The sequence below is a fragment of the Gilliamella sp. Pas-s25 genome, assembly GCF_009795885.1.
Classification (GTDB): Bacteria; Pseudomonadota; Gammaproteobacteria; order Enterobacterales; family Orbaceae; genus Gilliamella.
The window spans coordinates 26748-48007 of sequence record NZ_WTEV01000002.1; the positions used below are offsets into that span (position 1 = coordinate 26748).

At 34.1% G+C, this 21260-nt stretch carries 15 protein-coding genes; 9 read left to right on the top strand and 6 right to left on the bottom strand.

Annotated elements, in window-relative coordinates:
• Window positions 1–115: 115 nt before the first annotated feature.
• The 3 genes from GQ593_RS01125 to mutH all read left to right on the top strand — a co-directional run bounded on the left by GQ593_RS01125 (window position 116) and on the right by mutH (window position 2038).
• Complete coding sequence (locus GQ593_RS01125; RefSeq protein ID WP_160430242.1) at window positions 116–652, top strand: Dps family protein; 537 nt, start codon at window positions 116–118, stop codon at window positions 650–652.
• Between the two features lie 71 nt (window positions 653–723).
• Window positions 724–1272 (top strand): NADPH-dependent FMN reductase, encoded by a 549-nt coding sequence (locus GQ593_RS01130; protein WP_160430243.1) that lies wholly within the window; start codon window positions 724–726, stop codon window positions 1270–1272.
• A 79-nt stretch (window positions 1273–1351) separates the two neighbouring features.
• Complete coding sequence (gene mutH, locus GQ593_RS01135) at window positions 1352–2038, top strand: DNA mismatch repair endonuclease MutH (protein ID WP_160430244.1); 687 nt, start codon at window positions 1352–1354, stop codon at window positions 2036–2038.
• Window positions 2039–2449: 411 nt separating this feature from the next.
• Here the strand turns inward: mutH and nrdB are convergent, their stop codons facing one another.
• The 5 genes from nrdB to GQ593_RS01160 all read right to left on the bottom strand — a co-directional run bounded on the left by nrdB (window position 2450) and on the right by GQ593_RS01160 (window position 11612).
• Window positions 2450–3580, bottom strand: a complete 1131-nt coding sequence (gene nrdB / locus GQ593_RS01140; RefSeq protein WP_160430392.1) for a class Ia ribonucleoside-diphosphate reductase subunit beta — start codon at window positions 3578–3580, stop codon at window positions 2450–2452.
• A gap of 149 nt (window positions 3581–3729) precedes the next feature.
• Window positions 3730–6015 carry a class 1a ribonucleoside-diphosphate reductase subunit alpha gene (nrdA, locus tag GQ593_RS01145; protein ID WP_160430245.1) on the bottom strand — a complete coding sequence of 762 codons (2286 nt, stop codon included), beginning with the start codon at window positions 6013–6015 and terminating at the stop codon, window positions 3730–3732.
• A 714-nt stretch (window positions 6016–6729) separates the two neighbouring features.
• The gene (locus GQ593_RS01150) at window positions 6730–8082 is read right to left on the bottom strand and encodes a hypothetical protein (RefSeq protein WP_160430246.1); all 1353 of its coding nucleotides are present in this window, start codon (window positions 8080–8082) and stop codon (window positions 6730–6732) included.
• A gap of 528 nt (window positions 8083–8610) precedes the next feature.
• Complete coding sequence (locus GQ593_RS01155) at window positions 8611–9990, bottom strand: hypothetical protein (protein WP_160430247.1); 1380 nt, start codon at window positions 9988–9990, stop codon at window positions 8611–8613.
• 287 nt (window positions 9991–10277) lie between these two features.
• Window positions 10278–11612 (bottom strand): replication-associated recombination protein A, encoded by a 1335-nt coding sequence (locus GQ593_RS01160; RefSeq protein ID WP_272914585.1) that lies wholly within the window; start codon window positions 11610–11612, stop codon window positions 10278–10280.
• 182 nt (window positions 11613–11794) lie between these two features.
• Between GQ593_RS01160 and lolA the strand changes: the two genes are divergently transcribed.
• Complete coding sequence (lolA, locus tag GQ593_RS01165; RefSeq protein WP_160430249.1) at window positions 11795–12391, top strand: outer membrane lipoprotein chaperone LolA; 597 nt, start codon at window positions 11795–11797, stop codon at window positions 12389–12391.
• A gap of 130 nt (window positions 12392–12521) precedes the next feature.
• Here lolA and exuR read toward each other — a convergent pair whose 3' ends face one another.
• On the bottom strand, window positions 12522–13301 hold the full coding sequence (gene exuR / locus GQ593_RS01170; RefSeq protein WP_160430250.1) for a transcriptional regulator ExuR: 780 nt from the start codon (window positions 13299–13301) through the stop codon (window positions 12522–12524).
• A gap of 474 nt (window positions 13302–13775) precedes the next feature.
• Between exuR and uxaC the strand changes: the two genes are divergently transcribed.
• The 5 genes from uxaC (at window position 13776) to GQ593_RS01195 (ending at window position 21235) form a co-directional block, all read left to right on the top strand.
• Window positions 13776–15188, top strand: coding sequence for a glucuronate isomerase (uxaC, locus tag GQ593_RS01175; protein ID WP_160430251.1), 1413 nt, complete (start codon window positions 13776–13778; stop codon window positions 15186–15188).
• 23 nt (window positions 15189–15211) lie between these two features.
• Window positions 15212–16675 (top strand): tagaturonate reductase, encoded by a 1464-nt coding sequence (locus tag GQ593_RS01180; RefSeq protein WP_160430252.1) that lies wholly within the window; start codon window positions 15212–15214, stop codon window positions 16673–16675.
• A gap of 13 nt (window positions 16676–16688) precedes the next feature.
• Window positions 16689–18188, top strand: coding sequence for a UxaA family hydrolase (locus GQ593_RS01185; protein ID WP_160430253.1), 1500 nt, complete (start codon window positions 16689–16691; stop codon window positions 18186–18188).
• Between the two features lie 93 nt (window positions 18189–18281).
• Window positions 18282–19784 carry an MFS transporter gene (locus GQ593_RS01190; RefSeq protein ID WP_160430254.1) on the top strand — a complete coding sequence of 501 codons (1503 nt, stop codon included), beginning with the start codon at window positions 18282–18284 and terminating at the stop codon, window positions 19782–19784.
• Between the two features lie 128 nt (window positions 19785–19912).
• The gene (locus GQ593_RS01195; protein WP_160430255.1) at window positions 19913–21235 is read left to right on the top strand and encodes a glycoside hydrolase family 28 protein; all 1323 of its coding nucleotides are present in this window, start codon (window positions 19913–19915) and stop codon (window positions 21233–21235) included.
• Window positions 21236–21260 lie beyond the last annotated feature (25 nt).

The window sequence follows — 21260 nt, forward strand, 5'->3', positions numbered from 1 at the left end:
TTACTGAAATAGCAATGATAGTAAAAAATTAACTTTTTTTATTGGACATTAACATTAAGTTGGCGTAATTTTGTCAATACGGGTATTTATTATTCAATTTAAAGGAGAATATATCATGGCTAAAAGTACGACTTCTGCTAAAAAACTACAACAAGCAGCGATTTTGTTTCCAACTGATTTAGGTCAACAGGCATCAAAAGATATTTCTGGAGCAATGAATTCTGTTTTAGCAGATGTATTTGCTTTATATTTAAAAACCAAAAACTTCCACTGGCATGTGAGTGGTCCTCATTTCCGTGATTACCACTTAATGTTAGATGATCATGGTGATGAGCTATTTGCAATGACCGATCCAATTGCTGAACGTGTCCGTAAATTAGGTGGTACAACACTACGTTCAATTGGTCATATCGCTAAATTACAAAGTATTTCTGATAATAATGCTGATTTTGTTGAACCATCAGATATGCTTGCCGAACTTTGCCAAGATAACGTGAGACTAACAGAACGCATGCGTGTAGCCCATGATATCTGTGATAAATATAATGATACTGCTACTGCAAGCTTAATCGAAGAGTGGATAGATCAAACTGAGCAGCGTGCATGGTTCTTATTTGAAGCCGGCCGAAAAGTCGACTCATCAGGACATTAATAAATAATTATTAATGACAATAATAAGAGGCATATTCAATGCCTCTTATTAAAACTACGTGGAGATTTAAGATGAGTAAAAAAATTGCTGTATTAGTAGGGAGTTTACGTAAAGACTCTTATAACTTAAAAGTGGCAAAAGTTTTTCAGAAAATTGCACCACCATCACTTTCGTTACAAATTATCCAAATTGGCGATTTACCTTTATATAATGAAGATATTGATACTGATACCCCGCCTGCCTCTTATACTCGTTTCCGTCAAGAAGTAGCAGAATGTCAAGGTGCTATTTTTGTAACGCCTGAATATAATCGTGGCTTGCCAGCGGTTATCAAAAATGCAATAGATGTGGGCTCTCGCCCTTATGGTAAAAGTATTTGGTCAAAAAAACCAGCTGCAATTATTTCGGTTTCGCCTGGTGCGATTGGTGGATTTGGAGCAAATCATCAATTACGACAATCTTTAGTCTTTTTAGATATGCCAACATTACAACAACCAGAAGCTTATTTTGGCGGTGTAAGTACTGCCTTTGATGAACAAGGCAATATTACCCAAAAAAGCAAAGAATTTTTATCATTATTTATTAATACTTATGCTACTTGGGTTGAAAAATTCAGTTAATTGATATAAATTTTGCTATTCGCAGCCAAGCTTTTTTGGCTGTTTGATTTATTGATAAGTCTATTTAAATTCCTCAGTAATGATATTATCTATTCCGAAAAGTGAGCAAGAGCTATTAAATCGTGCACAGTTAGTTGCTGGATACTCTTTTGGTGAAATAGCACAATACTTAAACATCACTATACCCGCTAACTTAAACAAACAAAAAGGTTGGGTAGGTAACCTTATTGAAACGTTTTTAGGTGCAAATGCAGGTAGTAAAGCTGAGCAAGATTTTGCTAATCTTGGTATAGAGCTAAAAACGATTCCTGTTGATAAGCAGGGTAAACCATTAGAAACCACCTTTGTCAGTGTCACGCCATTAATGGCTAATCATGGTGTTATTTGGGAAACAAGCCATGTTAAATACAAGCTTGCCAAAGTACTTTGGATCCCAATAGAGGGAGAAAGAACAATTCCACTTTCACATCGAAAAGTGGGGAAACCTATTTTATGGACACCAACCCAAGAACAAGAACAACAGCTAAAACAGGACTGGGAAGAGTTAATGGATATGATAGCGCTAGGGCATGTTGAAAAAATTACGGCTCGATATGGCACTTATTTACAAATTAGACCTAAAGCAGCCAATGGGCAATCTTTAACCGAAGCAATTGGTGAAAATGGGCAAATTATTTTAACCCGCCCTAGAGGATTTTATTTAAAAAAAACGTTTACGATGCAAATTTTGCAAGCTTCAATGTACGGTGCTGACCAAGGCAGATAAACTATGAGCAGATTAACTTTAAATAATTTAATCTGTTAATATTGCATCAGTGAGGTTATTGTTGGCTTAAGTTGTTGTATTAGCTATTATCAAGCTGGATTATTCGGATAATTGTTGCAACACTGAGCACAATAACTGACATGCTTTTATGCTGTGATCTTCAGAAAGCTCGCTTCAATAGCATGACACTAATAAAATATAAGGCACTAAAACGCGTAGCGTCATTTTCTTTGTCGTGTTTTATACTCATGGTGGGAATAAAGATAATAAATATCTTGGCGTCATTCAGTTTTGCTATCAAGCAACTATTGCTTATCACTTAGACATCATTTTGATCCTTTATTAAAAAAGGAACAATGATTTGTTCCTTTTGTTAAAAAGTTTCAGAAAAGTATGCGTTTGAGTATAAAATTATAATGTAAAATCACTTAAATCATCTTCATTTATTTCAGAATCAATTTGCCCAACTAAATAAGAGCTCATTTCGGCTTCTTGCGGGGCAACTTGAACATTATCTGACACTAACCAGTTATTGATCCAAGGAATTGGATTGGACTTGACTTCAAAGGGTAATTTTAGCCCGACTGCTTGCATACGAATATTAGTAATATACTCGACATATTGGCATAATATATCTTTATTTAAACCAATCATTGAACCGCCTTCAAACAGATATTCAGCCCACTCTTTTTCTTGATTGGCGGCTTGTAAAAATAGATCATAGCAATCTTGTTCGCACTCTTTGGCAATATCGGCCATTTCAGGATCGTCTTCACCACTACGAAGTGTGTTTATCATAAACTGTGTACCAGTTAAATGTAGTGCTTCATCGCGCGCAATTAGTTTAATAATTTTTGCGTTACCTTCCATTAGTTCTCGTTCAGCAAAGGCAAATGAGCAGGCAAAACTGACATAAAAGCGAATGGCCTCAAGCGCATTGACACTCATTAAGCATAGATAAAGTTTCTTTTTGAGTTCACGTAAATTAATGGAAACAGTGCGATTATTGATGTCGTGCTTACCTTCGCCAAATAAATTATAGTAACTTGCATAGCTAATAAGGTCATCGTAGTAACCTGCAATGTCGCCAGCACGTTTTTGAATTTCTTTATTGGTGACAATATCATCAAAAACGACTGATGGGTCATTAACAATATTACGAATGATATGAGTATAAGAACGTGAGTGAATGGTTTCGGAAAACGACCAAGTTTCTACCCAGGTTTCGAGTTCCGGTATTGATATCAAGGGTAGTAATGCAACATTGGGACTACGTCCTTGAATTGAATCAAGTAATGTTTGATATTTTAAATTACTAATAAAAATATGTTTTTCGTGTTCAGGAAGGTGTGAGTAATCAATACGATCTTGTGATATATCGACTTCTTCTGGTCGCCAGAAAAAGGACAGCTGTTTTTCAATTAATTTTTCAAACATCTCATATTTTTGCTGATCATAACGAGCAACATTTACCGATTGTCCAAGAAACATCGGTTCTTTGAGTTGATCATTATGCACATGCGAGAAAGTACTGTAATTCATACTCATAAAAGAACTCCTACTAATTTATCGTTGTTTTTACCGCTACCTTCCGACAGTGTAAAAGTTAAATTAAATGGGGGAAATGGTTTGTTGCCCCCATATAAACTGAGTTTTAGCGTGTAGCTATTATTTTGTTTTAACAATGACTACTAAATCTTACAAGCGCCACCTTCACAACCATCATCGTTTTTCGTCAGTGCTATATCGCCTTGAATATCTTCAGCACCATCGCGTGTATTATGATAATAAAGTGTTTTTACACCAAATTTATAAGCATTTAATAAATCAGCCAATAACTGCTTCATTGGGACTTTGTCATTTGGGAATTTAGTAGGATCATAATTAGTATTTGCTGAAATTGATTGATCGATAAATTTCTGCATGATACCTACTAATTGTAAATAACCTGTATTATTAGGGATTTGCCAGAGTAATTCGTAGAAGTTTTTTAGATTATTATAATCTGGAACAACTTGTTTTAAGATACCATCTTTTGAAGCTTTAACACTAATAAAGCCTCGAGGTGGTTCAATGCCATTTGTTGCATTGGATATTTGTGAAGAAGTTTCTGATGGCATTAATGCCGATAAAGTTGAATTACGTAGCCCATGGGCTTTGATAGATTCTCGTAATGATTCCCAATCATAATGTAAAGGTTCTTTTGTAATAGTATCTAAATCTTTTTTGTAAGTATCGATTGGTAAAATGCCTTGAGCATAAGTTGTTTCGTTAAATAGTGGGCATGCACCCTTTTCTTTAGCAAGATTATTAGAGGCTTTTAACAAGTAATATTGCATGGCTTCAAAAGTACGATGCGTTAAATTATTAGCGCTACCATCAGAATATTTAACGCCATTTTTGGCTAAATAATAAGCATAGTTAATAACGCCAATGCCTAATGTGCGACGATTGATTGAAGAGTTTCGAGCAGCAGGAACAGGATAATTTTGGTAATCCAGTAGTGAATCAAGTGCACGTACCGTTAAGTCAGCAAGTTCTTCAAAGTCATCTAATGATTCGATTTGACCAAGGTTAAAGGCTGACAACGTACAAAGTGCAATTTCACCTTTTTCATCATTGACATTATTAAGTGGCTTTGTTGGTAGCGCAATTTCCATACATAAATTAGATTGATGAACTGGCGCTAATTGAGCATTAAATGGGCTGTGGGTATTACAGTGATCAACATTTTGGATATAAATACGCCCAGTTGATGCGCGTTCTTGCATTAATAATGCAAATAATTCAACGGCTTTCACAACTCGTTTGCGAATATTTATATCTTGCTCATATTGGTGATAAAGCGTTTCAAATTTATCTTGATCGGCAAAGAAAGCATCATAAAGTCCCGGCACATCTGATGGGCTAAATAAAGTAATATTTTCGTTTTTGATTAACCGTTGATACATTAATTTATTAATTTGCACCCCATAATCTAAATGGCGAACACGATTTTCTTCGACTCCACGGTTATTACGTAAAACTAATAAGCTTTCGACTTCTAAATGCCAAAGAGGATAGAAGACGGTTGCAGCCCCACCACGTACACCACCTTGCGAACAAGATTTAACGGCAGTTTGAAAGTATTTATAAAAAGGAATACAACCAGTATGAAAGGCCTCTCCATCGCGAATTGAACTACCTAAAGCACGAATTCGCCCTGCATTTATTCCAATGCCTGCCCGTTGTGATACATATTTTACAATAGCGCTTGCAGTTGCGTTGATTGAATCTAAGCTATCATCACACTCAATTAATACACAGGAACTAAATTGACGAGTAGGGGTGCGCACACCAGCCATAATAGGGGTTGGTAGTGAAATTTTAAAGGTAGATACTGCATCATAAAAGCGTTTTATATAGCTAAGGCGTGTTTCTTTTGGGTAGTTGGCAAATAAACAGGCTGCGACTAGAACATATAAAAATTGTGCACTTTCATAAATTTCACCAGTAACACGATTTTGTACTAAATACTTTCCTTCAAGCTGTTTAACCGCAGCATAGGAAAACGACATATCCCGCCAGTGATCGATAATTTTATCCATTTGTTCAAATTCTTCTTGGGTATAATCTTCAAGTAGATGTTTATCGTAACGTTCACTGTCGACCAATTTTTTAACATGTTCGTATAGTGATGGTGGCGTAAATTGGTTATAGGCTTTTTTACGTAAATGAAAAATGGCCAAACGCGCTGCTAAATATTGATAATCAGGGGCTTCTTGCGAAATAAGGTCGGCAGCTGCACGAATGATTGTCTCATGAATATCCGATGTGCGAATACCGTCATAAAATTGAATATGTGAACGCAATTCAACTTGAGAAACGGAAACATTTTCTAAGCCCTCAGCGGCCCACGCAATAACACGGTGAATTTTATCAAGGTTAATTGGCTCTTTTTTTCCATCTCGTTTTGTTACTAATATTGATTTATTCATTCTTCCTATCGACTCAAATTGTAAAATTTATTGTTAGCTATAATAATTGATAATTATCAAAATATACAATATATAGTACCTATTAATTAATTTATTACTATATATAGTGTGTTTATTAATCAGGGATGTTAATTTATTAACTAAAATCAAGGATTATTTGTAGGAAAATACTGAGTTGCTTATACTTAGTAATAACAATAACCCTCTAAAAACTCATAAGGCGTTTTTACCATAATTGTGCAATGCGGTTAACCCTATTATGAAAGCCAATAAATTGCTTAAACTTTTATTTTTATCCTTTGAATCTTAACTAATGCTTATCCAACGTTTTAATAAATAGAGACTGTAATTCTCAATGGATCACGAAACGGTATAGACTCCTGAATATTTTTTACAAAAATATAACCTAAAAAGCGAACAGCTGAGTGAATGGCATACCTGTTTTAGTATTTTATATTCAAGTTTTTTTTTGACGTTAATCTGCTGGTTTTATAACGTTCCTTGTTGCTGGTTAACGATTTGATTTGTTTAGCTTAGACGATAATGGGCGTTTTACGGTTATTTATTACCGAAGTATCTAAACTTTGTGCAAACAAGGCGGCATTGCTCATGAATCAATAAAAACCAATAAATAAAAAAATATTAATAAAATTATGAAGATAAATATCTACACATTATTAATGTAGATATTTTGGAGAAGCTTAACTAAAAGTTTTACTTAATAGCAGTACAGACACCGTTTTTTTGTTCATTATCATTGCGACAGTGATATATAGCATTGTAAGTGTGTAAATCACAATATTCTTTTTTTGTGGTATCATATAGCCAAATACGTTTATAAGTATTATTTTGGTTAGTAGCCGCTGCCCAAGAATTTGGATAAGCAGTTTGATTTGGATCGCCCCATTCACCTAATAATGTACCTATTTCCCGAGTGTATCTTGCTGAGTTACCCATTGGAGCATTACTTACTTCATCGGCATAACTTATACGATAATGCCCATCAAGTTTTTTGCAGCCTAAAACGATTTCTTCTGCATTACCTCTATTGGCTCTGGGTTGACCAAGTAAGCTTTTATCCCAACCACTAAACCATTTAGTAATGGTGAATGGGTATTGAATAATACTGCCTGTAATTTTATTTTTTCCTTGAATAATAACTGTATATCCATTATTTGAGCCCATAACAAGCTGCCAAGCTGTGCCGGCATTCATTGCTTCTGCGGTATTAAACATCACAGTAACGATATCAGCATTGCTAGAAATAGTGACAAGTTCATTACCCTGTACAACTTTCCAAATATAATGTTGAGCAAACCCTTTTTTAGCTAATAAAAGATCAAACCGAGCCCCATAAAAAGCCGTTGTTGGGAAATTTTCATTGGCGTTAACATTAGATTGAGTTAAGAATCCATAGTTTTTGTTCCATTGATCTTTTGCACTTGTTTTTGCTTGTGTCGGCGCAAGCTCAGGTTTTGCATAACAAATGCCTGAGTCTTGTAATACAGTATAAATTTTAGATGGATGCGTGACGATATTTTCATTGGGATATTCGTTAGAATTGGGAATGCCATATTTTGATAATAATATTAAATCAGCAGATATTTTTATTTTATAAGGCCCTAATTGCCCTTTTTGTGCTAATGAGCAAAAAGTTTCATTATCTGCTGGCATAAATTCGACTAATTGGTTTGATGAATTTGTATAATACCAAATCATTTCTGCTTTTTGTTTTGTGCCAAGCGAATCTAACTCATCACCCTCAAGATCAAAGTATTGCTCATCATTAGGTTGTTTTAAAGTGGCTATTTTAATATGGTTTTTAAACGGATAAGCAGTAGAAAATGGAGCACGGCTCACTTCATCGCCATAATAATTTTTTTCATCAATAGCTAAGCCAAAAAGATTTAAGTCATCAATATGTTTTTCAACAGTGATAGATAATTTGGGTTTAGTTCCTTCAATCATATTGGAGGTTTTTGTTGATAAAACGGCATAACTTGTTGTAAAGTGCAATAAGGATATTGTACATGCGATTGTTTTAACATATTTTTTAGCTATATTCATTATTATTCCATTATTTATTATCTTTATTTAAAAACAATCATTGTGACTTTAATCAAGATTTTTGATTTAGAATTTAGATAGAAGTTTGTCTAGCATAGGCGCTTTATTTGATATAAACAAATCATTTAATTTGATCAATTTCCATATGGACAATTAATCATATATATCAATGACACTTAATTTGATCGGTTAAAACTTTTTTTGTTGGGAATTAATATTAAGATAAAAAGTGTTAATTTTTTTAATTAACACTTTTTAATCATTAGGAAATCCAAAAATGATTAAGATGCCTCTTAATTTTAGAAAATTCTTTTTATACTTAGAACAATAAGAATTGTTCATTTTTTGGCAATGTTCTTTTATACTTGAAATCAATATTATACTACACAGTCACAAAGTAACATAACTTTTTTGCTGAAGTATCCTCTACAAGATGACACTATTTATAACGACGACGATTAATATCATATGTCGACAAAGCGCTATATACTATCGAGTAAATGTTCTAGAATATTTAATTAATAGTATTTATTTAATAGCAATACAGACAGCATTTTTACCCTCTTTTTCTGTCCGGCAATGATACTTAGCGTTATAAGGATGTAAGTCGCAATAGCTTTGCATAACTGTATCATATACCCAGACTCGTTGATAAGTATGACTTTGCTTCTTTTTACCAGTAATTTTTGCCGCCCAAGAATTCGGGTAAGCCTCTTGAGAAGCATACCCCCATTCACCTAATAATGTGCCTATCTCTCGAGTGAAAATTACAGAATCTTTTTTACCAAGTACTGCATTACTTACTTCATTTGCATAACCTATACGATAATGACCATCTAATGATCTGCATCCTGCAATAATATCTTCTATACTTCCTTTGCTAGCTTGAGGTAAACCAATCATTTTTTTATCCCAATCAGTAAACCATTTAGTAATGGCGAATGAGTATTGAATAATATTGCCTGTGTTTTTATTTTTTCCTTGAATGATAACAGTATATCCATTATCAGACTTGATAACATTTCGCCAAGCAATGCCTGTGTCCATTGCTTGGCGAGTATTAAATTTGACAGTGACTACATCGGAATTGTTAGAAATAGTGACAAGTTCACTCCCTTTCACGAGAGTCCAATTATAATTCTTAGCAAGCCCAGGTCTAGCTAATAAAAGGTCAAATTTAGCACCATAAAAAGCCGTTGTTGGAAAATTTTTACTTGGGTCAACTGTAGATTGAACTAAAAACCCTTTGTTTTCAACCCATTGATTTGTTTTACTTGCCGTTGCCTCTACAGGCTCTAGCTCTGGTCTTGCGTAACAAATTCCTGAATCAGAAACTATTGTATAAGTCATCGATGGTTGTTTGGTAACTCTCTCATTTGGGTATTGATTAGTAAACGGAATACCATACTTAGAAGTTAAAATTAAATCACTTGATATTTTTATCTTATATGGACCAAATTTTCCTTCTTTTGCTAAAGAACAAAAGGTATCGAAGTTTTTCGGTATAAATTCCACCAATTGATTTTTATCATTTGTATAATACCAAACCATTTTCGGTGATGTTTGTGTAACAAGATACCCTAATTCATCACCGTCAATATCTAAATATTGTTCTATATTAGGTTGTTGAATTGGCGCTATTTGAATTTGATTTTTAAATGGATAAGCCGGTGATATGGGAATTTGAGCGATCTCGTTGCCATAATAATTTTTACCACCAACATTAACTCCAAATAACGATAATTCTTCTATATGTTGCTCAATAATCGGTGATAATAATGGCGCTGTTCCTTGAATTTCTTTAGTGGTTTTGGCTGTTAGGTTTGCGTAACTCATTGTACTAAAAATGAATGGGCTTAGCCCAGTTACAATTCTATTTAAATTTTTTGGGGTTATAATTTTACTCATACTACTCTTTTCTACCTAATATTACTTTGTTTCTACTTAAAATTATTCATTACATATCACCTTAAATTTTTATTTAAAATTTGCGTTTGATAAAATGAAAAAATTAACCTAAACAGTATATATGAATTGATTATTGCAAAAATAATAGTTATTTTCTATTAAATAATTAGTTAAGATCTTTTGAAAATTTTTACAAATATTTATCAATATATGTATTAGAGATATTAAATATTCAAGAAAAGGTGGTGCAATAGATGAAAGGAGATAAACCCAAACACACCACAAAATTAGCTATTTTTTTTAGATTTGTAACGCTGAACTGAGCTAATGCTGTTTTGTTCATCTATCCATGCTAACTTATCAGCATAATTCTTTTCAGCACCGCGTGTTGTAGGGTGGTAGTATTTTGTATTGGCCATTTCTGGTGGAAAGTAATTTTCTCCAGCAGCAAAAGCATTAGGCTCATTATGAGCATAACGATATTCCGCTCCATACCCTAAATTTTTCATTAAGTTAGTTGGTGCATTACGTAAATGCTCAGGCACATCGTAATCTGATTTAGATTGGGCATCACTCATTGCTTGCTTAAACGCAAGATAAACGGCATTACTTTTTGGTGCACAGGCCAAATAGACAATCGCTTGTGCAATTGCACGTTCACCTTCGGCAGGACCTACGCGCGTAAAACAATCCCACGCGGCTAGTGCTACTTGCATGGCTCTTGGGTCAGCATTGCCAACATCTTCTGAGGCTATCGCTAATAATCGACGTGCAACATAGAGTGGATCACCACCTGCAGAAATAATCCTTGCATACCAATAAAGTGCGGCATCGGGTGCTGAACCCCGAATCGATTTGTGGACTGCTGAAATTAAATCGTAAAAACGGTCTCCTTGATTATCAAACCTAGCGCTGCGTTCCCCCATTACCTCTTTGAGTAATTCTGGTGTAAGCGCATGACCATCAGACATATCAACCAATAATTCAAGTGTATTAAGTGCGCGCCTTGCATCCCCTCCTACAAATTCAGCAATCTGTTTTTTGGTTTCTTCGGGCAAAAGAATATCTCGGTTACCGTAACCACGGTCGGGATCATCCATTGCCTGTTGTAAAATTTGTTCAATCTCGTAGTTGGTTAATGATTTTAGCAGATAAACTCGTGCACGCGATAGTAAGGCGGAATTGAGTTCAAATGATGGGTTTTCGGTCGTAGCGCCAATAAATGTTACGGTACCGTTTTCAACATAGGGTAAAAAAGCATCTTGTTGGCTTTTGTTAAAGCGATGAACTTCGTCAACAAATAAAATAGTGCGAATGCCGGCTTGTTGATTAATTTTAGCTCGTTCAATTGCTTCGCGAATGTCTTTTATACCAGATGTAACGGCAGACACTCGTTCAACTTTTGCATTGGCATGATGAGCAATAATTTCAGCTAATGTTGTTTTGCCGGTGCCAGGTGGTCCCCAAAGAATCATTGAGTGCAAATTACCGGCTTCAATGGCTCTGGGCAATGGTTTTCCTTTCCCTAATAAATGGGTTTGCCCTATATATTCTGACAAGGTGCGAGGACGCATTCTTGCCGCTAAAGGCTTAAACTCATCAGTGGTAAATTCAAAAGACATACTCGGCATGGTACACTATATTTAGTTTTTGCAATATGAAATGTATTATATACTCGTTAATCAATAAGTGAAAAAGAAAATAGTTTTCCCCATAAAACGAAACACGGTAATATTTTTCACCAACATTTAGCTTATTAGAATACAGTTATTAGCTAAGAAATAGGCAGACATAAGGATTTATCATGAAGAAATTTTTATTATTGGTAGGATTATTGTTTAGTGCATGGACAGCTTGGGCAGGCGATAAAGAAGTTTTACAACAGCGTCTAGATAAAATTGATGGGTTTTATGCACAGTTTTCGCAAGATGTAAAAACAATCGATAATCAACCCGTTCAACAGGGTAAAGGTGATTTATGGGTGACTAGGCCTTATTATTTCAATTGGACCATGAACGAGCCAGATGTAACATCAATTATTTCCGATGGAAAAAATATGTGGGTTTATACGCCCGCTGTTGAACAAGTAACAGTAATGGATTTAAAAAAAGCAGTTGATAATCGTTTAATGTTACTTATTACTGATAGTCATAATTCAATATGGAATGCTTATAACGTTACACGTAAGCAAAATTCGTTTACACTAAAAGCCACCGATGGTTCTAATCAAGACTTTATTATTTCGGTTTTACCAACTGGGATGATCTCAAATTTTACGATAATTGAAGAAGATGGACAACGCAGTTTTTATGATTTGTCTCGACAAAAATTAGGTAAAGTATCATTAGACAAGTTCAAATTTACACCACCAGCTGGTGTGACTATTGACGATCAACGCTAGCGTTTTATAATATTTTTTATGCAAAAAATTATTATATTGGCGTTATTTGGTATATAAAACAACGCCAATTAATTTAAGTTGGCAATTTTATTGTTAGTGTTTTTTGTTATCTTGTCTGATGAGAAAGTATTTACTCGTAGTTATCTTCATTAATGCTAACAACTGGATTATCAGAGAATAGATAATGATCGCGTTTAGTTTCAAAATCCTCGCTTGTGGCATCAAATAGCATTTTTTTCGTATTTTCTAAGTGTTGCCACATAGCTAATTTAGCAGCTTTAGGATCTCGATTAATGAGAGCTTCTAAAATTTTGTCGTGTTCTTCCCACCAACTTTCAATATCTTGTTGTTGAACATGCTCATGAAGTTTTTTCCACAAAGGGTTTAATGTTCTTTGCCGCCATGTTTCTTGAACAATGGTAATTAAAGCTGTATTACGAGTTATCATAGCGATTTGAGTATGGAATTTTAAGTCCCAATTCGAGTCACGATAATGATCTTCTTGTTTTGCATTATGTTGGATTTCTAATAGTTTAACGATATCATCTTTAGTAATTTGAGTTGCGGCAAATTCTGCAATATTGCTTTCTATTAGCTGACGAGCTTGCAGTAGTTCAAATGGTCCAGTGGTGGAAAAATTTAAACCGGGTGAAGATGTTAAAATATTGGATTGTAAACTATTGGCAATAACATGAATACCAGATCCTTTTCGTGCATCAACAAAACCTTCAACTTCAAGCATAATAATTGCTTCTCTTACAACTGAACGACTAACTTCTAATTCTTCACAAATTAATCTTTCTGACGGTAATTTGCTACCAACTGGGTAAATACCATTAATAATTCTTTTTTTTAATTCAGTTGCAATAATTTGATAAAGTCGTTGATATTCGTTTTGTTCCTGAGTCATGGTAACTTTTACATAATTCCTAAATTGCTCATCATTGTAAAATAACATCTAATCGTGCGGAGTTAAATAATATTGTTCTATTTTTTTCAATTTAAGAGACCATTCATCAAAGATAACTTACAAATGGTGAGCTTGTCATATAATTTATGAATTTTAATTATGTGATGTATGTCAACTTTTTTAGTTATCATACATGTTAATATAGACCAAAACATAAGCGTACTTGGAGTATTAATATGTATAAAACAATTAAAAATTTAAGATGGTATATGGATAGCGTTAGTAACCATAGAAACAATATTAGGTTATCTTACACGAAATTCCATAGCTGTTGCTACTCCAGCGTTTTGAATGAAGTAATGGGTCTGACAACTTATTTAAAAACGCCGACAACAAACGAATAATAACTAATTTGATTACATGTGATATTAGCCTATGTAATTAAATAGTTAATACTACATTATGGAGAAGAAAATGTTTTTTTTAACTGAAGATTTTTTACTAGACACAGAATTTTCTCGTCAGCTTTATCATAATTATGCTGCTGAACAGCCGATTTTTGATTATCACTGTCATTTACCTCCTGAACAAATTGCTCAAGATTATCAATTTAAAAACCTATATGACATCTGGTTAAAAGGTGATCATTATAAATGGCGAGCGATGCGTACTAATGGTGTTGCTGAAAAATTTTGTACTGGTACTGACGTAGATGATTTTGAAAAGTTTAAAGCTTGGGCTGAAACCGTACCACATACCATAGGCAACCCTCTATATCATTGGACTCATTTAGAGCTTCGTCGACCATTTGGTATTGATAATATTTTATTATCTCCATCAACTGCTGAAACGATTTGGAATAAATGTAATGCAATGCTAGAAACTAAAGCATTTTCAGCCCGTAGCATTATGAAAAAAATGAACGTCAAAATGGTCGGTACAACTGATGATCCGATAGATGATTTAGTTCATCATAAAACGATTGCACAAGATAGCTCATTTGATATTAAAGTATTACCAAGTTGGCGCCCCGACAAAGCATTTAATATTGACTCTGAATTTTTTGTTGCTTATTTAGAAAAATTATCTGCGGCTGCAGATATGACAATATCAAGCTTTCACGTACTTTGCCAAGCGTTATCAAAACGAATGGATCATTTTGAGCAACATGGTTGTAAAGTGTCTGACCATGCATTAGATACTGTTGTTTATGAAAAAGCCTCAGAAAAAGAGTTAGATACTATCTTAACTAAACGATTATCGGGTGCTACGTTGAGTGCTAAAGAAACAGCACAATTTAAAACAGCAGTACTTATCTTTTTAGGTGGTGAATATCACAAACGCGGTTGGGTACAGCAGTATCATATTGGTGCATTGCGTAACAATAACTCGAAAATGTTTAATCTGATGGGACCTGATGTGGGCTTTGATTCGATTAATGATTCACCAATTGCTCAGCCACTATCTCGTTTGTTAGATGCACAAGCAAAACAAAATGCATTACCTAAAACAATACTCTATTGTTTAAATCCTTCTGATAATGAAATTCTAGGTACGATGATAGGTAATTTTCAGGGAGAAGGTATTCGCGGAAAAATGCAATTTGGTTCAGGGTGGTGGTTTAATGATCAAAAAGACGGCATGATTCGTCAAATGACTCAACTTGCGCAACTTGGTTTATTAAGCCGTTTTGTCGGTATGTTAACTGATAGCCGTAGTTTTCTTTCTTATACTCGGCACGAATATTTTAGGCGCATTTTATGCCGCATGATTGGCCGTTGGGTTGAAGATGGCGAAGCCCCTCGTGATATCGAGTTATTAGGTCAAATGGTCAAAAATATTAGTTTTGATAATGCTAAAAACTATTTTGATATTGAATTAAGTTAACTAGTTAAAAAAGAGTGATGCTCATGAAGAGATTAAACAGAAAAGACTTTCCCGGCGCAAAATATACTACACGTGTTGTTCAGTTTGGCGAAGGTAATTTTTTACGTGCATTTTTAGATTGGCAATTAGATATTCTTAACGAAAAAACAGATCTTGATGCTGGCGTTGTCATTGTTCGCCCATTAAATACAGACTTTCCACCATCGTTAAATACTCAAGATGGATTATATACTACACTGATTCGTGGTTTAAATGAACATAGTGAAGCAGTAAAAGAATTTAGGATGATACGTTCAGTCAATGATGAGATAAATGTTTATACTCAGTATGATCAATATCTTGAATTGGCTAAAGATCCGAATATTCAATTTATTTTTTCTAATACTACCGAAGCAGGCATCAGTTATGTTGAAAGTGATAAACTTACTGATAAGCCCGCTATTAGTTATCCCGCTAAACTAACTGCTTTTTTACATGAAAGATTTTTACATTTTTCTGGCAGTAAACAAAGCGGGTTAATCATAATTCCTTGTGAATTAATTGATTATAATGGCGATGCACTTAAAAAATTAGTACTTAACTATGCTCAACAATGGCAGTTATCAGATAAATTTGTTTCATGGATCGAAAATGATAACTTATTTTGTTCAACATTAGTCGACAGAATTGTGCCCGGTTATCCAAAAGCACAAATTACTGAGCTAGAAACCGAATTAGGGTATAAAGATAATTTCATTGATACTGCTGAGTACTTCTATTTATTTGTTATTCAAGGACCTCAATGGTTAGCTGAAAAACTCTGCCTAGATAAGTGCAATATGAATATCAAAATTGTTGATGATATCAAACCATATAAAGAGCGAAAAGTAGCTATTTTAAATGGTGCACATACTGCATTAGTCCCTGTTGCTTATCTTGCTGGGATTGACACTGTGGGTGAGTCAATGAATGACCCTCAAATTTTATCTTATATTAAAGATACGATTTTTGATGAGATTATCCCTGTTTTAGATTTACCACATCAAGAATTAGTGGATTTTGCTGAGTCCGTGATTAATCGTTTTAAAAATCCATTTATTGAACATCAATTAATGTCGATAGCTTTAAATAGCATGACAAAATTCAAAACTCGGATTCTTCCACAATTACTTGCTTATCAAAAAGAGAAAGGTGTATTACCTAAACATTTAGTCTTTTCTTTTGCGGCTTTAATCGCTTTATATCGAGGTATTCGTAATGAACAAAATTACTCATTACAAGATGATGCCATTTGGTTAGAGCGTTTTCGTTCTGGATGGATAAAGATTGCTGAAGGTCGAGGAACTTTGGCTGATTTAGTTAACACTATATTAAGTGATAATACTCATTGGGAGCATGATTTACTAAGTATTCCTCAATTAGCGGAAACGATAACTCAGTATTTAGCTGTCATCATCGAAAAAGGTGTACGCCCTGCGATTGAACAATGTGGTATTAGTGGTAAATAGAACGAGTGATGTGATGATTAAATTTATAAAAATAAATAACAAAGATAATGTTGGTGTAGCATTATCAGATTTGGAAGCACACCAAGCCAATATTATGGTCGATGGTCACCATATTGATCTACAACAACCTATCAAACAAGGACATAAATTTGCTCTTAAAGATCTTGAGCAAGGTGACAATATTATTAAATATGGTTTGCCTATCGGGCATGCAACTTGCTCAATTAAAGCTGGTGAACATATCCATTCACAAAATTTGAAAACCAATTTGAATGATATTGATGATTATCAGTATCATCCACATTTGTCTAAAAATAATTCATTACACGAAATACCAGATAAGGAAGTGCAGATTTATCGTCGTCAAAATGGTCAAGTAGGTATTCGTAATGAACTATGGATTATACCGACGGTGACATGTATTAATGGTATTGCCCAACAAATTGTTAAACAGTTTTGTGAAGAGTTAAATAATCAATTAGAAATTGATGGCATTACCGTGCTTGAGCATCCTTATGGATGTTCTCAATTAGGACAAGATCATAAAAATACCAAAATTATTTTACAAGATTTAGTCAAACATCCTAATGCTGGAGCAGTGTTAGTAATTGGACTAGGTTGTGAAAATAATCAAATATCTGAGTTCAAAGCTGATTTGGGCGAATATGATGAGTCTCGAGTCAGATTCCTTGTTGCGCAACAAGAAACAGATGAAGTTGAATCAGCTTTAGGTCACCTAAGAGAACTTTACGCTATTATGAAAAATGATAAGCGGGAATTAGGTCGATTAAGTGAATTGAAATTTGGTTTAGAGTGCGGTGGTTCGGATGGTTTTTCTGGTATTACCGCCAACCCAATGCTTGGGTTATTTTCTGATTACGTTATTTCACATGGTGGAACCAGTGTACTCACTGAAGTGCCAGAAATGTTTGGTGCTGAAAATATCTTAATGTCGCATTGTGTTGATGAGTCGACCTTTGATAAAACAGTGCATATGATTAATGATTTTAAACAATATTTTATTTCAAATAATCAACCTATTTATGAAAACCCCTCACCAGGAAATAAAGCTGGTGGTATCACCACACTAGAAGAAAAATCACTCGGCTGTACTCAAAAAGCAGGTGGAAGTGAAGTTATAGATGTTCTTAAATATGGGCAAATGTTAACAAAACAAGGACTTAATTTGCTCAGTGCTCCAGGAAATGATGCGGTTGCGACAGGCGCTTTATCTGCAGCAGGGTGCCATATGGTGTTATTTACAACAGGTAGAGGAACGCCTTATGGTGGAGTTGTACCTACTGTCAAAATTGCTACTAATAGTCAATTAGCAGAAAAAAAAGTGAATTGGATTGATTTTGATGCAGGAAAACTTATCCATGGAGTTCCAATGCAATCACTATTAACAGAATTCATTGAGCACATCGTTCTTATTGCTAACGGAAAGAAAACATGCAACGAAAAAAATAATTTCAGAAATTTGGCCATTTTAAAAAGTGGCGTAACTCTCTAAAAATAATTATTCATTTATTAGTTAATGATGTCATTAAGTCACTTTGACTTAATGCAGGAGGCGTTTTTTTATAAATAATATAGGAATCATATTATGGGAAACAATAAAGATAAAAAAATCACATGGTTAGTAAGATTTTCCTACGGAAGTGGTAATTTAATTGGTAGTGGTGCGCTTGCAATTAGTGGTGCATGGTTGCTCTATTTTTATACTACATTTTGTGGGTTAACCGTTGTTCAAGCCGCAGTTATTTTCTCTATTGCGACTTATTTGGATGTAATCTTGAACCCATTAATGGGCTTTATTACCGACAATTTTTATCAAACTAAAATAGGTCAACGTTTTGGGCGGCGGCGATTTTTTATCCTAATGGGTATTCCATTAATGACGATTTACCCAATGTTATGGATTAATGGAATGGGATTTTGGTATTACCTTATTACATATATTCTATTTGAAATCATTTATACCAGTATTATGATTCCATTTAATACTTTACCTGTTGAAATGACTTCTAATTTTTCTCAGCGTACTTATTTAACTGGTTCAAAAGCAATGTTTGGTAAAGTAGCTAATTTCTTAGGTGCTGCAATACCGGGAGTGTTCTTTTACTTTTATAGCAAAGAGTCAGCAACTCCGTTTTTGTTAACTGGTATTACTTATGCTGCGATTATGATGTCGGCGTTAATTTTGCTCTATTGTAACAGCTGGGAAAAACCAAAAGAGCAAGTTAAAGATGAATATGTACATAGCTTTTTTGAAGCAATCAAAAAACTTTTTATTGATATATTTTCAACCTTCCGTATTAAAACTTTCAGAACTCATTTAGGCATGTATTTGTTTGGTTTTGGTGCCGAATGGTTATTTACTGCTGTATTTACTTATTTTATCGTATTTAGCTTAGGTGAACCACGCTCATTTGTTGCTTCAATGAACTCTTTAAGCAGTATTTGTCAGTTATTTTCAACTGCTTTCTTTATGATGTATTGTGCCAAAAAAGGTTTTAAAAAACCGTTCATTATTGCGTTACTGATTGTTGTTTCATCCATGATTGGTTATGTCGGCATCTACTATTTTAATCTTCCTCAGGCGACTTGGATTGTTATTGGTATTACCATTTGGTTTGGTTTAGGAACTGGCGGTGTTTATTACATTCCGTGGAGTGTTTATGTCTTCCTTGCTGACGTTGATGAAGTAGTGACTAATCGACGCCGTGAAGGTGTTTATGCTGGCGCGATGACAATGGCAGGAAAATTAGTTCGCGCATCCATTGTATTTATACTTGGTATTATATTAAGTACATATGGATTTGAATCAAAATCACATGTACAGCCACAAAGCGCCATTGATGCAATTAATGGTATTATTATTTATGGTGTTATTGGCATGGCATTAATCGGTTGTTTCTTTGCATGGAAAATGAAACTTGATCATGCTACACATTCAGTCATTATTAATGAAGTTGCACGTATTCGACAAGGTGGAAAAATGGAAGATGTCACCCCTGAAACAAAAAAAGTAGTCGAAGAATTATCAGGTATTGCTTATGAAAAATGTTTTGGTAATAACAATATTGGTTTTAAACAAAAAGTGTAACAACAAAATAGAACTTATTAAATAAATTATCAGGATTAATTATTGCAAATTCTGTTATTTATTCGTTAATTAATAAACGGTAAAGAAAAATTATTTCCTTACCGTTTATAAAACAGTAAGGAAAAATAATGACAACAGTATCAGTAATAAATTTTGGCGCTATTGGTGATGGGAAATCAATGAATACCATTGCTTTTGAAAAAGCAATACAGCATATTAAAAAATTAGGCGGAGGAACAGTCGTTGTTCCTTCAGGCATTTATTATACAGGGGCAATTCAACTCTGTAGTAATTTAACTTTTGTTATTGAGCAAGGTGCAACTTTACTATTTTCTAATAATTCAAATGATTATCCTGTTGTTAACTCGCGTTGGGAAGGCGTAAAACAAGATATATACATGCCGTGTATATATGGGAAAAATATTGAAAATGTGATTATTACTGGTGGCGGTACAATCGATGGTAATGGTCAAAAATGGTGGCATATTTTCCGTAATGAGCGTAGTTGCCTTAAATATCCAAGACCTTATCTGATTGGATTTGATTTTTGTGAACGAGTAACTATTGAAAAACTGTTTTTAACTCAATCACCAAGCTGGACGGTCCATCCAATGGAATCAAATAATGTAGTTGTAGATAATGTATCGATTCTAAATCCTGCTGACTCACCAAATACAGATGGAATTAACCCAGAATCTTGCCGTAATGTTAGAATATCAAATTGCTATATTGACGTGGGGGATGATTGTATTGCGATTAAAGCAGGTACAGAAGAAACAACTGAAAAAAGCCCTTGTGAAAACATTTTAATTACTAATTGTAATATGATCCATGGTCACGGAGCCGTAGTGTTAGGTAGTGAAATGAGTGGCTGTATTAGGAATGTGACTATTACTAATTGTGTGTTTCAAAAAACCGATCGTGGAGTGAGATTTAAAACTCGCCGGGGTCGAGGTGGCATAATTTCGGATATCACTTTTAGCAATATTGTCATGGACGAAGTACTGTCAGCATTTGTCATGAACTACTATTACTATTGTGGACCTAAAGGTAATGATCCTATTGTTTGGAATAAAAAAGCATTACAAGTTAATGAATCAACACCAGCATGTAATAACATTAGTTTTTCTAATATTATTGCGAAAAATGTCCGAGCTTATGCCGGATTTTTATATGGTATTCCGGAATCACCAATATCTAATATTTCGTTTGATAATATCCGTATATCAATGCAAGTTAATGCTCAAGCAGGGGAAGTTGACATGTTTAAAGATGTCAAACCTGAAGCAGGAAAAGGTTTTTTTATCGAAAACGCAGATAGCATTTTATTTAACAATGTAATTATTGATAATATCGTTAGCGAACCACTGAATATTAGAAATAGTACGAACGTTTATGTTAATCAATCCTTTGTAAAACAAGATGGTAAATTAGTAAGTCTTACGGTTTAACATTATTGCCAAAAATAACCGCTTT

Coding starts and splice junctions, on each gene's coding strand:
- uxaC (WP_160430251.1), top strand. CDS start 13,776: ATGTTTTTTTTAACTGAAGATTTTTTACTAGACACAGAATTTTCTCGT.
- GQ593_RS01155 (WP_160430247.1), bottom strand. CDS start 9,990: ATGAGTAAAATTATAACCCCAAAAAATTTAAATAGAATTGTAACTGGG.
- lolA (WP_160430249.1), top strand. CDS start 11,795: ATGAAGAAATTTTTATTATTGGTAGGATTATTGTTTAGTGCATGGACA.
- GQ593_RS01185 (WP_160430253.1), top strand. CDS start 16,689: ATGATTAAATTTATAAAAATAAATAACAAAGATAATGTTGGTGTAGCA.
- GQ593_RS01125 (WP_160430242.1), top strand. CDS start 116: ATGGCTAAAAGTACGACTTCTGCTAAAAAACTACAACAAGCAGCGATT.
- mutH (WP_160430244.1), top strand. CDS start 1,352: ATGATATTATCTATTCCGAAAAGTGAGCAAGAGCTATTAAATCGTGCA.
- exuR (WP_160430250.1), bottom strand. CDS start 13,301: ATGACTCAGGAACAAAACGAATATCAACGACTTTATCAAATTATTGCA.
- GQ593_RS01195 (WP_160430255.1), top strand. CDS start 19,913: ATGACAACAGTATCAGTAATAAATTTTGGCGCTATTGGTGATGGGAAA.
- GQ593_RS01190 (WP_160430254.1), top strand. CDS start 18,282: ATGGGAAACAATAAAGATAAAAAAATCACATGGTTAGTAAGATTTTCC.
- nrdB (WP_160430392.1), bottom strand. CDS start 3,580: ATGAATTACAGTACTTTCTCGCATGTGCATAATGATCAACTCAAAGAA.
- GQ593_RS01150 (WP_160430246.1), bottom strand. CDS start 8,082: ATGAATATAGCTAAAAAATATGTTAAAACAATCGCATGTACAATATCC.
- GQ593_RS01180 (WP_160430252.1), top strand. CDS start 15,212: ATGAAGAGATTAAACAGAAAAGACTTTCCCGGCGCAAAATATACTACA.
- GQ593_RS01130 (WP_160430243.1), top strand. CDS start 724: ATGAGTAAAAAAATTGCTGTATTAGTAGGGAGTTTACGTAAAGACTCT.
- GQ593_RS01160 (WP_272914585.1), bottom strand. CDS start 11,612: ATGTCTTTTGAATTTACCACTGATGAGTTTAAGCCTTTAGCGGCAAGA.
- nrdA (WP_160430245.1), bottom strand. CDS start 6,015: ATGAATAAATCAATATTAGTAACAAAACGAGATGGAAAAAAAGAGCCA.